Genomic DNA, 15,313 nt, shown 5'->3' on the forward strand with positions numbered 1-15,313 from the left:
AATGCGCGAATTCCTGAAGTCGATCGCGAAGAAGCAGGCGGACTTGCTGCGGTGGCTGGAGGCGCAGTCATTTTGGACGCCTGTGGTCGGCATGTCGACTCTCATCTGTACACCGGTGGTAAGCCTGGCGCGCGGTACTTTGAACGCGTTCCCGGCGCTGCGAAAGCTGGAGTGGTTGCTCGAAATCGAATTACTGACGAAGCGACACCCTGTGCTGCTGGCGTTCTCCCTGGTATTCCTGGCGTGGCGCGGCATTCAGACTACACCGTTGGGCCACATCGGAACGGATGCCATTGTGTACCCGCTGATGGGCATCATCTCCGGTTTCAATCCGTTTCTCGGCCTGGTCTGCGGAGGCGTCTACGGCATTGCGGACCTTTTGCAGAAGCTTGTTTGGCCCGATATGTACGGAGCCCGCGGCTGGGGCGATGGAAACTACTGGGGCGCCATGTGCGGGTATGTAGTGGCCTACTCGTCACTGATGTTGATGGGGGTCTGTCCCGGGATGCTCTCTCGCTGTTTCCGGGCTGCGGTCCGGGCGATCCTCAAGAAGCTGTTTTTCCGGCGCGCGGCTGCCGCGGCCGATGGCGCCGTGCCACTCGGGGAGGCAGCCTATCCCGCGGCTGAGCTTCTTGCGGCCGCAATCGGTGGCTACGCGGGCGGCTGGTTGATCATGCATCAGGTGGCGCCAGTCACCGAGATGCCGGCGTTTATGTGGCGCCCGCAACCCGATGTTTCCTGCCATCAACTGGAGATCGGTACACACCTGAAGGGGCGCGCGAATATTGGTGGTGGGGGCTCAGCCGTCGGGGGTGTAATCCCCGCACTGGTCCCGCCGACACAGGGCCCACCTCCGGGCGGCTATGGGGCGGATCATGACGCAGCCACCTCGGCCCGCGACAAGGCGCTGGACGAATACGATCGCCTGAAGAAACAGTGGGACGAGCAGGACGCTACCGCCGACAAATCGGATCCGAACTACGAACGGCTACGCCAGCAGTATCAGGACTACATGGACTACCTGAAACAGCAGGCGGTGGCCAATGATGCGCAGGCTCAGGCGATTGCGGCGGCGACCGACCAGGCACGCAACACACGCGTGCTGAAGGGGCTGGATGGCCGCGACTATGAGATCGTCTACGATCCGCAGTCCGGCCAATGGCGGAACGCGGCCAGCGGAACATACTTCGATCCCAACGAGTTCGACCGCTGGCAGCAGGACCTGGTGAAAGACCGCAAGTTCATGGATGCCGAGAACGAGAAGATGCGGCGGCGGGAAGACTGGTTCAGCAAGGAGATGGACCAGCAGGCTGCCCAGCGCAAACAGCAGGCCGAGGCCGCGGCCTACCTGAGCCGCATCCAGCAGGCAGCTCTGAAGCACGACCTGTGGAATCCAGGCGGCCCCGGCGACGTTGTCGGCAAGACCGACCAGTTGATCAAGGACATCTATGCGGGCAAGCCGATCGACTGGAACGCGATCCAGGCGACGCGTAAATACACGGGTGACTCGATCAGTGGTGCGGTTGCGCCGGAGTCCTCGTTGCGAAACCAGCCAGGCTTCATGGATACGATGTCGGAGGCGGCATCGGGTTCTCTCCGTGAAATCATCACTGGAAAAGACGCGCAGGGCAATTCCACACTGGCCGGCACAGCGGCGTCGCTGCTGGGCCGTCTCACAGCGGGCGTCGCCACGGCGGGGTGGTCGGAAGCGGCGTATACAGCGGCCAACATGGGCTACGCGCAGCATGATGCCGCGATGCGCGGAGCTTCGGACGCTGAGATCTTCAAGGCCGGTTTCAAGACCGGTATCGTCGAAGCCGGCCCCACTATGTTGGGCGGCGCCATGATGCACTACTTCCCCAAGGCGTTCCCGAATGTGGCCCGGGGCGTGGGCGAGATGATGGAACCGGTGGGCAAGGCGGTGCAAACGGCGGACCAGGCCGTACAGGCAGGCAGTAAGTCGCTAAGCAACCGCATGTCGAGTCTGTTCACGACAGTGCCTGAGACGCTGCAGCCCACCCGGTCCGCTGTCAGCCGCGTGCTGGCATCCAGTGATCCGGCGGATCTGGCCAAGCTCTACAGCCAAGGCGGCATGGACCGGCTGGCCAACCTACAGAAGGCCGGCGCGCTCAGTGCCGACGAAGCGAAGCTGCTCAACGCACGGCTGGCGAATCGGGTCAGCCAGAATGTCGACAACGGGGTCCGCGACACCATGCGGTCTTTCGAAGCCGAGACCGGTGTCAAGGTGAAGAGCAGTGTCATCGGCGACTCGGGATCGAGCGCCAAACCCGGCGGCAATCCGAAGGCCCGGACCGATTTTGATGCGACCCATTCCACCAACTTCGACAAGGCGGATCTGGCTGGCTATGCCGAGCAGCGCAGCCGTGACCTGGGCCGCACAGTCAGCATGGAAGAGGCCAACAACGAACTGCAGGCGAAGTTCGGCCAGCACCTCACCGAGAACGTGGACCGCAACCTGCGCGCGGACGGGTTCAGCCGCGGCATCAACGACATCGACTACAAGACCTATAACGGCATAGGCAAGGGTTCGGGCCCGGGGGACGCCTATCCGCCGGGGTTCACGGGCAGCCGCATGGCGGTGCAAGGCAAAGGCAAGATGTTCGAGTCCTGCAGCGACGGCTCCATCAGCTCACACAACATCTCCGGCCAGGCGGTGGTGGACCAGCACGGCATGAACCAGTTGGCCGTAACGGGCGAATTGCCCAAAGATCCCACGAAGTTTGGAGCCAACGAGTTCAAGGACTTCAGTTCACAGCAAGTGAAGGCGGTCACTGAACACACCGATGTGAAATCGCTGGCGAAGGCGATGGGCCGGGAGCAGGATCTGGCCGGCCGCATCAACAACATGGCAGGCAACCCGGCGCAGTCAGGGCAGTTGCAGTCGGCGGGCCTCCCCACGTCACCGCCCGGCCTGGATCCCAAACTGGTCGAGATTTCGAATCAGATCAATCGCAATCCCAGCCAGGCAATGAAAGTGCTGGAGAAGAACGGCTTCACGGAACAGAGCTTCGGAGAAGCGGTCCGGACGAATGTGTCCCAGTATCACGGAGCCATAGGAGGGAAATAGCATGAACCCCACAACGACAGCAGCACTGCTGCGAATGGAGGAGGAAGACTTCCTCATCGCGCTGGACGACCTGGCCGCGCTGGCCGATTCGCTGGACGCCCGCGCCAATCCGTTATCGCTCATCCCTCCAGGCCCGGGCGGTAATCGAACAACGGCCGCGGCAGCGGCCTTTCAGGCTCTTAGCCCGGAAGCGCAAGTTCGTCTGGCTGTAGCCATCGCCATCCTGCGCGCTCCCGCGAAGATGGCCCACTGGCACCACAGCATTGCCGATGAAACAGTCAGCCGCTCGGTGCTGGCCTGGTCGACCAGTGTGGACGATTCCATCGTCGGACTCGCCGGAACCGTGGATCCACGCCGGATCACTTTCTGGACCCAGGCCAGCGTCACGGCCTCGATCAGCAAGATGCTCGCGGCCGGCAGCAGCCTCAGCAACGATGAGATCGGCTGCAAGCTCTCCACGCCGGCAGTAGTGGTGTTTCTCGCGGTATTGGGTCAGATGCAGGCCGCGAGGCTGCATGGGATGCTGACCCATTGCGCACCCGCCGCCACGTTCTCACGGGAGGAAATCCTGGAGCGCCTGCGCGACGCCGCCAGTGAGGACTTCCGCTGGCCGTTGCTCTTTGTCGAGAAATTGATTCCCGGCCAACTCGTGACGTCCCTGACGGACCACGAGGTGGCTTCGGCATTGGGCGAACTCATGCGGGCCGGATTGGTGGAGACTGCCGCGGAGAGCCGCATCCCAAGGTACGAGCTCACAACGGGCGGCAAGGTCCTCGCAGACGGCGTGCTGCATGAAGTCAGCAAAGTGGCGCTGGGCGTCACGGAGCCCCAGGCGGATGGTCAACTCGGACGAGACATCGTGCTGCTGGTGCGCAGCACCTATCACTTGTTCCTATTCGCCATGGCCGGGCAGACCGGCGCGATAGCCGCCCTGGATCAGGATGAGCTGGCAGCCTCGCTGCACTTCGCGTTGCGTCCGCCGTCGCCGCCGCCAATTGTCCGGGAACCCGCCCCCGTCGCGGCGCCTGAGCCGCCCGCGACAGCCGCCGCTCCGCCTCCGTTACCAGCGAAGGACTGGTATGTCATCCACGCCGGCCAAAGCAGGGGTCCCATCGACGAAGCGACGCTGCTGAAGATGCTGCCTTCCCTGCCGGCCGAGACACTCGTGTGGAACCAGGACCTGCCCAACTGGATGACTGCGCGCGAAGCCGGCCTGATGCCGGCGCCTGCGGTGCAGGTATGCGCGCGATGTGGAACGGTGCGCGATCCGAACCAGCGCTTCTGCGCAAACTGCGGGCTCCCACAAGGCTAGCCGCCTTGGGCCCTCCAATATCGAACAACAGGCGCGGCAAGCGTACTACTTGCCGGCCTCGCGGCGCTCCCGAACCGACAGGACAATTTCGCTGCCGGAAGCGAAGGTGACGTTCGCTCCTTTGGCACCAACCTGAATCAACACGAGTCCGGCAGCAGCCCCAGCGCCGGCTCCGATCGCTGCGCCTTTTGCACCGCCCGCCAGGGCGCCAATCAGCGCGCCAGCACCGGCAACCGCAGCCAGTTTGCCGACGTTGCTTTTCTTCTCGATAATCCGGCCCTCTTCGTCGACATTGGCCTGCCCCTTGGAGTTGAAACACGATTTCACGTCGGAGTTCACCGGGATCGTCTTGCCCCCGCTCACAATGTTCTGAAAGGTGAAGTTCAGAATCGACTTGCCGCTGACCTTTCCGCCGCTCTTCGACTCCTTGACTTCGCCCTCCATCATGGCGTTGGCGAACTCGGGCGGCTGCAGGATCATGGCGGTGATCTTGTCACCCTTTTTGTTTGTTTCCGTGCTGAGCGGTGCAGTCAGCTTCACGCGGAATTCCGTGTCGTTCTTGATAGTCTGGGCCGGCGCCACAAACAGCGCGGAGCCCGGAACGAGGAGGAGAGCAAGCAGCAATGGATGGCGCATAAGATCCCTTCGAGGATGAACCATTCAAATCATAGTTTCAAACCCGAAATACTTCAATTGGAAACGCCTGGCCGCCTCAGGCCTGAACCGAGCCGGTCTGCGCCGTATCGTAACCAGCCAAAGTTTCCAGTTTGCGCCGGAGGGCCGCCCTTTGCAGCACATCCAGGAAACCCTGCACCGCGGGCATCTCAAGCGTCTGCCTGCGCATGACGAAGTCGTAGCGCTCGCTCCGCAAGGCTACGAAATCCAGTCCGAAGGCCTGTGCGGCTGAGCGCGTTGCCAGGCAGCAGTCTGCCTCGCCGGCCAGAACGGCATAGGCGGCCGCCAGGTGCCCGTAGGCAACGCGATCATAACCCACTACTTTGCGCGGCGGCACGCCGGCCTCGGCCAATAGACGGTCGAGCAACCCGCGACTGCCGGAGCCCTTTTCCCGATTCACAAACCGTACGGCGGCGCCAGCCAGGTCGCCGGCGGAGCGGATCCCCAAGGGATTGCCCGGCGCGGTGACGAATCCTTCTTCCCAACGCGCGAAGGTGACCACGGCCAAATCGTCGTCCGGAAACTCCAGTCTCAGGAACGGCAGATTGAACTCGCCGGTTGCCGGATCCTCCAGGTGCGAGCCCGCAATGTGGACCTTGCCTTCCTTGAGCCAGGTGAGCGCCAGGCGGCTGGAAGCGGCAGCGGAAATCAGTTCCACCCCACTCAACTTCTCCACCATGCTGGAGACCAGGCCGATGGCCGGATCGCAGCCCGCCAACGTCAGCTTCTTCTGCTGCGGATCCTCAGGCGCGAAAACGGCCAGTTCCGCATGACCAGGGGCTCGGCCCACCCGAGAGATGACCCCGTCGGCCTCGGGCAGATAGTAAGGCGCCGACTGGACAGGGATGCTCACCAGTCGTTCACCCACACGGCAGACGCGCACAGCCTGTCCCTTGGCGGCCGGTACCGCGCTGAGCACCTCGGAGTCGATGGCATCGGGTGCTGGGACGTCTTCCGCCTCCAGGGTAAACAGCTCTTCCACGGAGACTTCCAGCTCGCGGCCGAGCTTCAGCGTGACTTCGGTGTTGGGAATGTAGGATCCGGCCTCAATCGCGTGAATCGTCTGCCTGCTGACACCAACCCGCCGCGCCAGTTCGGCGGCGCTGACGCCACGCGCCCGGCGGACGGCGCCCAACTGATTGCGGATGGAAGTCGGCATGCGGTTGCTTCCCCTTTATTGTGACGTGCTTCGGCCGGCGGGTCACCTCCGGAGGAGCACCAATTGGAACCGGGTTACCATGCGCGCGCCTCGGGCGCCTCGTTTGTCGCCCGGCACCACCAGGCGGAAGGGACCTTGTCCCTCGCCCAGCGGCTTGCCGTCGGCGGCGTCGGCCAGCAACACCACCTTATCAGTGAACGCCGGATCCACTTCAGGCAGCGCGAACACCACCTGATAGCCGTCCTTCGCTTCGACAAGCAGGTAGCTGGCCAGCGCCGTACCGTGCAGGTCCTTGCCTGCCGGTAAGCCTGCGCGCTTCAGAATTTCGTGGACCGGGACACCCGTGTACTCCACGGTCGCCTTCTCCCCTTTCAGCTGCGCCGTCGCCCTGGGCATGTCCGCCAGGTCCCGCGCGGTCAGGGTGAGCGGCGTTTTCACGTCGCCACCGACGGTCAATGTGGCGGATGGCGCCTGGGCCCAGGCACAGGCCAAAACAACCAACAGAATCAGGCACGCTCGGCGAGCCGGCATAGTTCACCTCAGAATTGAAGCTTCAAAACAAGTTCGAAGACACGCGGATCCAGCGCCGTCGTGATCGTCCCGAAAGCCGCATTGCCGAAGCTGCCGTTGGGATTACCCAGCGGCGGCGTGTTCGTGACGTTGAACGCTTCGGCGCGGAATTCGGACCGCACACGTTCCGTGACCGGAAAGGTCTTGCCCACCATGAGATCAACGGTCCGGTAGCCGGGGCCGTTGACCGGATTACGGGAACTGCTGCCGATGGTGAACTGCGCCGCCTGCGTGAAGGCCGCCGTGTTGAACCAGCGCCCGGTGCTGCGCTGATCCGCGGGTAGCGTGGGGTCCGCGACACGGTTGGGCCGCTGGATCCCGAATCCCGCGAACGCATTGAGATTGGTGGCTTGCGTGATGGCTAGCGGACTACCCGACTGGGCGCGGACAATGCCGCCCACCTGCCACCCCCCGGCCAGCGCCTCTTTCCAGCCGTCCAGCGATTTCGCCCGGCCGCGACCGACAGGCACCTGGTAGACGAAGCCGCTGGAGAAGATGTTCGGGATGTTGCCCGTCGAGACATCCTTCTCCAACCGCTTGTTGTAACTGTCCGCGGCCTGGAAGTTGGCCACGGGTCCGGTGAGCACCGCGGAATCGAAAACAGCGCCGGCATCGTCGATCAGGCGGGAGAACGTATAGGACGCTGTAAACGTGAGCCCCTGCGAGAATCGCTTTTCCACACGCGCCTGGAAGGAGTGATAGGTGGAGTGCCCGGTATTGTTACGGTAGAGGGTCACGGTCGTGAACCGCGGGTAAGGCCGCAGCAGCTGCCCGCGCGCAATCGTCTGGGTGCCGAGCGAAGTGTTGGCCGGAATCTGCCCGAAGTAAGGATTCGCGACCTGCTGCGTCAGCTGCGAGCCGAGCGCGAGTTGCTCCACCGTGAGCTGGTTCAGGTTCACATCGGGTACGCCCAGGCGGGTCAGCTTGGATCCGAGGTAACCGGCTTCCACGCTCCAATCCTCACCCCAGGTCTTCTGCAGTGTGAAGTTCCACTGTTGGGCGTAGCCGCTGCCGTTGCTCCGCTGCACGCCAAAGACGCCCTGGCCGAGTCCAGAATCAGCAGTGGGACTCTGCAACGTGACCGTAGGACCGGACGACAGGACAAAGGCCGGATTGATATTGTCCAGCGACTGCTGGCCCAGCGTCTGAATGAAGGGGAACAGCGGAGTAGTGAAAGGTGTGGTGATGCCCGCCTGCTCAATCCACGTCATCCCATACCCGGAGCGCACTACGAACGAATCAGTGATTCTGTAGGCCAATCCGACTCTGGGCGCAAAGTTCTTCTTCTCCAGATTTCGGGCCGCTCGCGGGAATCCGTTTTGCCCGAGGTAGTCGAGCCTCTGGGTGGCCAGGTTGAACACCGCGCCCTGGTTATCGACTACCGTCGAAGGGAAGTTCAAGGTGTACCTCACTCCGAGATTCAGGCTGAACCGGCGGCTGATCCGCCAGTCGTCCTGTAGGAAGAACTCGGCGATGGTCGCACGCGGCTGGATCAATTGCGGCTGCGCGTCAATGCTGAACCGGCCCACCTGTCCCACCAGGAACGAGGCGACGCTGTTGCCCGTGCCGGACTGCGCTGTACCGGCGGGTGTGAGTCCGCTGGTGAAGATATTGGTGAACTGGAAATTGCCGGTCGGACTGGGCGGCTGCAGCACATCGAGAGTTTCGTGCCGGATGTCCGCGCCCGCCTTCAGGCTGTGCCCCCCGCGGACCCACGAGAAACTGTCAATGAACTGGGTCACCGAGGTGGTGAAGGCTGCGTTGCCGCTGGCCGGCGGTCCGAGTTGCTGCAGACCCACGACATCATAAGTGGGCAGAACATCGGAGAACGAGGTCACCGGAATGTTGGGGATCAGCGTGGTCTGCGCCACCGGTTGCCCGGTGCGCAGCGCATCGCGGTCGAACTTGCGGCGGGTATAGCCGAAACGCAACTGGTTCACAGAGAGCGAAGAGAGGCTCCAGGTATGCTCGGCGGCGATACTGTCAGCGCGCGTGAGCGTGTTGCCGATGACGCCGCTGGTGAGATTGCCGCTCCCGTCCGGCAGCGGCGTGGTGGGCCGGCTGTCGTCCCGCAGATAAGAGTAGCGGCCGAACAGGCGATGGCGTGCGCCGAGATAGCGGTCGAGCCGGCCGTCGTACTGGTCGGCCGCCGTCGTGTCGTTCCCCAGCCGTCGATAGTTGTTGGCCGTGGCCTCCGCACCAGCGGTCGTGAATACATTGGGCGCCGGATAGCGGCTGAGCACGGCCAGGGCGGCGCGATCGAAGCGGCTCACCGGAACCGTGTTTGCGGCGAAGGCATCGCGGGCATAGCCGGTGTCGGTCCGTCTCGTCGTGGCTGGATCGAAGATGGCGTTGGTGAAGACCCCGCTCTTCTGGGCGGTAGTGGGCACCGTGCTGGTCCGAATTACGCCCGTACTGAGCCTTGTGCCCTGCCAGTCGACAAAGAAGAAGGTCCTGTCTTTTTGAATGGGACCGCCCAACACGAATCCATACTGATTGCGTCGAAACTGCGGCTTGCCGCCCGTGGTGGCAAACAGGTTCCGGGCGTTCAGCTTCTCGTTGCGGAAGAACTCGAACAACGTACCGTGCAGGCCGTTGGATCCGGCCTTCTGGTTGACCATGATCACACCGCCATTCGAACGGCCATACTCGGCCGAATAGCTGTTCGCTTCCACTCGAAACTCGTCGATCGCGTCGATGACAGGATAGAATGCCACCTGGCCAGGTTCCGGCTGCAGCACGCTGACACCGTCATAGAGGTATTCGCTGACGCGCGGACGGCTGCCGTTCACACGCGGCAACAGGTTGCCTGGGGGCAGGCTGACGCCCGGCGAGAGCGCGATCAGCGGCACGAAGTTGCGGCCGTCCAACGGCAAGGTGACGACCTTGCGCTGCTCCACGACGAAGCTCACCGTACCCCGGCTCGCCTGCAGCAGCGGAGCGGCTGCCGTCACCTCCACCACCTGGTTGGCCTCGCCGACCCTCAGGCTCAGGGGCACCTCCAGCCGGTCACCCACGCGCAGGGTGATGCCGTCGCGCTGCAGCGGTGCAAAGCCCGGCTTCTGCACAGAAACCTCGTAGGAGCCTGCAGGCAAGGCCAGGAACTGGTAGCTGCCATCCGTCCGGGTGGTGACAGCAGACTCAAGGTTCGTGCCGGTATTCGTCAACTGGACGACGGCCAAGGAGACGGGCAAGCCGCCAGGATCGGAAACCACGCCGAAGAGTTCGGCCTTGGTGGATTGACCAGCGAGCGGGCCAGGCGCAAAGACGACTAGAGCCGCGAGCAGGCAAAGCTGTGGTGACTTCCTGGGGTGACCTTTATACACGACGTAGTAATCTTAACATTACAATCCTTCATATGAGATCAGGCACGCAACCAGCCGCATCTTCCGGATAGTCCGAGGCCGCGCCGGCCTGCTTTGTAATACACTTCGACCATGTATAAGATCGCCGCTGGTATCGCCCTGTTCACCTCTCTGCTAGTGCCCGCATTTGGCCAGAAAGGAAAGAGCCCCCTGGTGGGCCGATGGGATTTCAATATCACCACTCCGGGAGGTTCGCGCGCCGCCTGGCTGGGCGTCACGGAGAAGGATGGAAAGCTGGACGTCTGGTATCAACCTACCGGCGGAAACGTCTATCAGTTGAAGGAATTCAAAGCGGATGGAGCGCACCTGAGCGCCACGATCTCAGCCGCCGCGGCCAACCGGCCCGCGGTCATGTGGGAACTCGACGCCGCCGGCGACAAGCTGTCCGGCGTGCAGAAGCGCGGCGACGCCAGCACTCCGCTCGCCGGCGTGCGCGCACCTGAACTGAAGCGCGCCGAGCCGAAGAAGTGGAGCAAGCCCGAGGCACTGTTCAATGGCAAGAACCTCGACGGCTGGGAGCCGATGGGTAACCCGGCGACCAGCCACTGGACCGTCAAGGACGGCCTGTTGGTGAACGAAGACCACGGCGCCAATCTCAAGTCGGTCCGCAAGTTCGACGACCTGAAGTTGCACTTCGAGGTAAACTGCCCCGACCACGCCAACAGCGGCTTCTACCTCCGCGGCCGTTATGAAGTCCAGATCGAATCCGAACCGCTCAGCGCAAACCCGGTGGAGCGCCGCATCGGCTCCATCTATGGCCGCATCGCGCCCAAGACGGAACTGCCTCGCAAACCGGGCGAATGGGACACCTTCGACGTGACACTCGTAGGCCGCACCGTCACCATCGTGCGGAACGGCGTCACCACCATCGATCATCAGGAGATCGAGGGGATCACCGGCGGCGCGCTGGACGCGAATGAAGGCGAACCCGGTCCGTTCTACATCCAGGGCGACCACACCGGCGGCCTGAAGTTCCGCAACATCACAGTCGCCGTCCCCAGCCGCTAGACCGGTTTTCCACCACGGGCGGCCCTTGGGGGAGAGCCGCCCGCTTGCCCGCCTCATCCTTCCGCCGGGATTCCGGCAACCGCTCTCCATGCTATGGAGGCACGGCCACCGCAACCTGGCAGGAGATGCCCGATCCGTGATAAGTTCGGGGCGTCCCACATCCGGCTGACCGCCTATATTTGCGAGCCGGCATCAGGAGCCCACCAATGCAAGCCAAACTGAAGCGATACGGTTCCGGAGCCATGGCGCTCGCCATCACGGTGCTGGCCGCCGGACTCGCCCCCGCACAGACCGCTTCTTCCGCCCTGGGCCAACTGGAGTCCAGCGCCGACATCGGCGTTACGCCCCAGAAAGGCAGCGCATCCTTCGATTCCGCCAGCGGGGAATACCGCATCACTGGGGGAGGCGCCAACATCTGGGCCGCGGAGGATGCCTTCCAATTCGCTTGGAAGCGTATGTCCGGCGACTTCAACTTTACAGCCGATGTGCGCTTCATCGGTACCGGCACGGTGGCCCACCGCAAGGCTGTGCTGATGGTCCGGCAGGACCTGACGGCCGGCTCGGCCTACGCCGATGTCGCACTGCATGGCGACGGACTCACGTCCCTCCAGTACCGTCCCCTGGCTGGCGCAACAACGCTGGAGGTTCGCTCTACCGTCACTGGGCCCGTGCGCATCCGCATTGAGCGCCGGGGCAACCGCTTCACCATGGCCGCGGGGAATCCAGGCGCTGACCTGACCCCCTCCGGCCCGGTCACCATGACGCTCACGGATCCCGTGTACGTCGGCCTCGGCGTCTGCTCGCACGATGCGAATATCCTCGAAACCGCCGTCTTTTCGAATGTCCGTATCGAGCAGGTGCCGCGCTCACCCTCCTATCGCAGCAAGGTCACTATCTACGACCTCAAGAAGCGCTCCACCCAGGTCGTCTATCAGATGGACGGCATCATGGAAGCACCGAACTGGTCCCGCGACGGCAAGTTCCTGCTGGTCAATACGGGCGGCAGCCTCTATCGATTGCCGCTTGGCGTCTCCGGCGAACCGAAACTGGAGAAGATCGAACTGGGCCCGGGCGGCTATCGCTGCAACAACGACCACGACATCTCCAGGGACGGCAAACTCCTCGCGTTCTCGGCCTCCAGCACCGCCTCGCGCCAGTCGCAGGTCTACATGGCGCAAGCTGACGGCACAGGCGCGAAGCTGCTGACACCCGCTTCGCCAAGCTACTTCCATGGTTGGTCGCCCGACTCGAAGTGGCTCGCCTTTGTAGGTCAGCGCGAGGGCAAGTACTCCTTATTCCGCGTGGCCGTCGAAGGTGGGCCCGAGCAACGCCTCACCTCCAAGGGCAACTATGATGACGGTCCGGAGTACTCGCCCGACGGGAATTGGATCTACTTCAACAGCAACCGATCCGGCAATTGGGACATCTGGCGGATCCCCGCGGACGGTGGTGGTCCGGACGACGCCAAGGCGGAGCAGGTCACCAGGGACGAAGGCGAGGACTGGTTCCCCCACTTCTCGCCCGACGGCAAGCAGATGCTCGTGTTCTCCTTCCCGAAAGGCACGGCAGGCCACAACGACCGCATGAAGGGCGTTGTCCTGCGGGTCATGAAGGCCCCGGGCCGGAAGCTGAAGCCTGCGAAGTTCAACAGGCTGCTCGAGTTCTTTGGAGGCCAGGGCACCATCAACGTGAACTCCTGGTCGCCAGACTCCAAGCGCTTCGCCTTCGTGCAGTACGAACCCATTGCGGCACCAGCACAGTAGCAGAAGCGGCGCCGGATCAGAACCAGGCCGGGCTGCTACAGCCGGCTCAAAGCGAACGAGTACGCGCCGATCGCCGTAGCCTGGCTGGTGCCAAGCCTCGAAATACCGACGCCCGTGCGCTGCAGTCCGTCAAACCGTACGGTGCGCGTGCTGTGCGGCACCGTGAGTTCCCTGGTCTCGCCGCGCAGGAATTCCGCCCGTTGCCCCTCGTCTTCCAGATTGAAGGCACGGGGGATCAGGCGGCGGAACCGCTCGCCCGATGGCGCTGCGTACGTACCATTCATCTCGTCGACGATCGCAGGCAGGAACTGGCGATGCGCCCCGGCGATGCCGCCGCCAACCACGACCAGAGCGTCCATCAGCGTGATCGCCTCGGAGATCGCATCGCCGGCCACTTCGCCCATTCGCCGGAACGCCGCCTGCGCCGCCGCCTGATTCCCTGCCGCTTTACCTTCCGCGATCTCATAGATCACCTTCGGCTCCGGAGCATCCGCGAAGGCGATGCCGGAGCGCTCCGCGTACACCCTGCGCACCGCGCGAATCGCCGCGCCCTCTTCGGCGTTGATATCCCGTTCCAGCTTGTGCCGCAGCAGCCACACTTCACCCGCCACGGAGTTGTCGCCGGTGAACAGTTGCCCGTCGCGGACGATGCCTCCGCCGAAGCCAGTGCCCAGCGTGACGCCCAGCAGGTTGCGAAACCGCTTGGGGCTGCCTGCCTGCTCCAGCAAACCGTTGACATAGGGCAGAAACCCGCTCGTCGCCTCGCCATAGGCAAACAGGTCGCCGTCGTTGTTGATGAACGTGGGCAGACTGAAGGTGTCCTCCAGCATCGGGCCCAGCGCCACATTCTTGTAGGCGGGCAAATTCCGGGGACCGACAATAATCCCGTTGAAGTAGTCGGCCGGGGCGGGAAACGCAAAACTGATGGCGACAGGCGGAGCGGGCGCAGCGGCCTGAACCCGCCGGAAGCCCTCCACCAGGGTATTCAGCGATCGCTCCAAATCATCTGCGCACGACGGCAGCGAGAAGCTCTCCACCACCGGTTGATTCGCCTGCATGGCGGAGAAGACAAAGTTCGTACCGCCGGCATCCAGCGTCATGACGACGCGGTTATCGTTCGAAGGATTGGACATGAGAGATTACGCCTTTGCCGTCTTCAGGTTCATCAGCGCGGCCCACGTGATATAGAGCACGCACGCCAGGGGCACCAGGAAGCTCAACTGCACGGTGCTGCCATCGGCCACCAGGCCCGTCAGCGGCGGAACGAACGCCGCGCCGACGATCGCCGTCACCATCAGGCCGGAAAGCTCATTCACGTGGCTCGGCATCGACTCAACTGCGATGGCAAACACGAGCGGGAAGATATTCGCAAACCCGATGCCCGTAAGGAAGAAGCTGGCCACGGCGATGTTCTGATCCGGGATAAACAGCCCGAGAAGCCCGAGAATCGAGATCCCGCAGGTGACGAGAAAGAACTTGCGAGGCGACATCCAGTTCAGGATGACACCGCCCGAGAATCGGCCCACGGTCAGAGCCGTGAAGAACAAGCCGGTGCCCAGCAATCCGACCTTGGCGATCTCGAGGCCAAACCGTTCCTTCAGAAACAAAGGAATGCCGGCGCTGACGCTGACCTCGGCCCCGACGTACACGAAGATCGCCCCCACCATGGCCAGGGCGTAGCCGTTCTTCAGCAGCGCCAGGCAGGAGGCGAGCGTCGCAGCCTTGTGCTCAGCCTTCTTCTCCTCCACCTTCATCGGAGCGACCGCAAGAATCGTAAGGATCAGAGCCCCCGTGTAGACAAGGAAGATCACCTTCCAGTCGGCACCGAAGTACTTGGCGGCAATCACCGGAATCATCGGACCGGAAAGGGAGCCGATCGCCTTGATGAACTGGCCCAGCGAGAGATTCCGGGCATACTTCCCTTCCTCGGAGACATCGCGCATGATGGGATTGCCCGCCACCTGAAGGATCGCCGCGCCCGCGCCCACCAGCATCACCGTCACCAGGAACTGCGCAAACGAACCCAGTCCGATGCTGGCATTCAGCAGCCCCAATAGGGCCACCAGCAATCCCATCATCAGGACGAACTTCTTGCCCTTCTTATCCTGCAGCAGGCCCACCGGGACGGATAGGAGGCCGAACATACTGAAGCCGACGAACGGAATCAGTGACGCCACGCTGTTGCTCAACTGGAACTCATTCTTGGCGAGGCTGACGAAGGGCCCCACGGCGTCGGCAAAGCCCATGGCGAGAAACGCCAGGAATACCGGCATCGTACGCAATCTCATGCGAACTCCTCTTTTTCAACGGCCGGCGGGCGCTCGTGGAGCCCGCGCGGTCCTTACTAATCCGGAGCCGCTGATCTGAAAGCCC

The 15,313-nt window shown here is 63.2% G+C and carries 10 protein-coding genes; 4 read left to right on the forward strand and 6 right to left on the reverse strand.

The window, feature by feature from the left end; all coding sequences use genetic code 11:
* The first annotated feature begins 1 nt into the window (after position 1).
* Both IRI77_RS15700 and IRI77_RS15705 read left to right on the forward strand, forming a co-directional pair.
* A complete protein-coding gene (locus IRI77_RS15700; protein ID WP_194452987.1) occupies positions 2 to 3,088 on the forward strand; it encodes a hypothetical protein in 3,087 nt (1,028 codons plus the stop codon).
* A 1-nt stretch (position 3,089) separates the two neighbouring features.
* Entirely contained in the window at positions 3,090 to 4,400 is a 1,311-nt protein-coding gene (locus tag IRI77_RS15705; RefSeq protein WP_194452988.1) for a GYF domain-containing protein, read from the forward strand.
* A gap of 45 nt (positions 4,401 to 4,445) precedes the next feature.
* On the opposite strand, the gene IRI77_RS15710 is transcribed toward IRI77_RS15705, so the two are convergent.
* The 4 genes from IRI77_RS15710 to IRI77_RS15725 form a co-directional block, all read right to left on the reverse strand.
* Positions 4,446 to 5,036, reverse strand: a complete 591-nt coding sequence (locus IRI77_RS15710) for a hypothetical protein (RefSeq protein ID WP_194452989.1) — start codon at positions 5,034 to 5,036, stop codon at positions 4,446 to 4,448.
* Positions 5,037 to 5,112: 76 nt separating this feature from the next.
* Positions 5,113 to 6,234: a substrate-binding domain-containing protein gene (locus IRI77_RS15715; RefSeq protein ID WP_194452990.1), complete on the reverse strand. Its 1,122-nt coding sequence runs from the start codon at positions 6,232 to 6,234 to the stop codon at positions 5,113 to 5,115.
* Positions 6,235 to 6,276: 42 nt separating this feature from the next.
* A complete protein-coding gene (locus tag IRI77_RS15720) occupies positions 6,277 to 6,765 on the reverse strand; it encodes a molybdopterin-dependent oxidoreductase (RefSeq protein WP_194452991.1) in 489 nt (162 codons plus the stop codon).
* A gap of 8 nt (positions 6,766 to 6,773) precedes the next feature.
* Entirely contained in the window at positions 6,774 to 10,130 is a 3,357-nt protein-coding gene (locus IRI77_RS15725) for a TonB-dependent receptor (RefSeq protein WP_194452992.1), read from the reverse strand.
* Between the two features lie 111 nt (positions 10,131 to 10,241).
* Here IRI77_RS15725 and IRI77_RS15730 point away from each other — a divergent pair, with 111 nt between their 5' ends.
* Both IRI77_RS15730 and IRI77_RS15735 read left to right on the forward strand, forming a co-directional pair.
* Complete coding sequence (locus IRI77_RS15730) at positions 10,242 to 11,177, forward strand: 3-keto-disaccharide hydrolase (RefSeq protein WP_194452993.1); 936 nt, start codon at positions 10,242 to 10,244, stop codon at positions 11,175 to 11,177.
* A gap of 206 nt (positions 11,178 to 11,383) precedes the next feature.
* Positions 11,384 to 12,940, forward strand: a complete 1,557-nt coding sequence (locus IRI77_RS15735; protein WP_194452994.1) for a TolB family protein — start codon at positions 11,384 to 11,386, stop codon at positions 12,938 to 12,940.
* 35 nt (positions 12,941 to 12,975) lie between these two features.
* Here the strand turns inward: IRI77_RS15735 and IRI77_RS15740 are convergent, their stop codons facing one another.
* Both IRI77_RS15740 and IRI77_RS15745 read right to left on the reverse strand, forming a co-directional pair.
* Entirely contained in the window at positions 12,976 to 14,073 is a 1,098-nt protein-coding gene (locus IRI77_RS15740; protein WP_228486757.1) for an ROK family protein, read from the reverse strand.
* 6 nt (positions 14,074 to 14,079) lie between these two features.
* Positions 14,080 to 15,228 carry an MFS transporter gene (locus tag IRI77_RS15745; RefSeq protein WP_194452995.1) on the reverse strand — a complete coding sequence of 383 codons (1,149 nt, stop codon included), beginning with the start codon at positions 15,226 to 15,228 and terminating at the stop codon, positions 14,080 to 14,082.
* Positions 15,229 to 15,313 lie beyond the last annotated feature (85 nt).

The sequence above is a fragment of the Paludibaculum fermentans genome (assembly GCF_015277775.1).
Lineage (GTDB): Bacteria > Acidobacteriota > Terriglobia > Bryobacterales > Bryobacteraceae > Paludibaculum > Paludibaculum fermentans.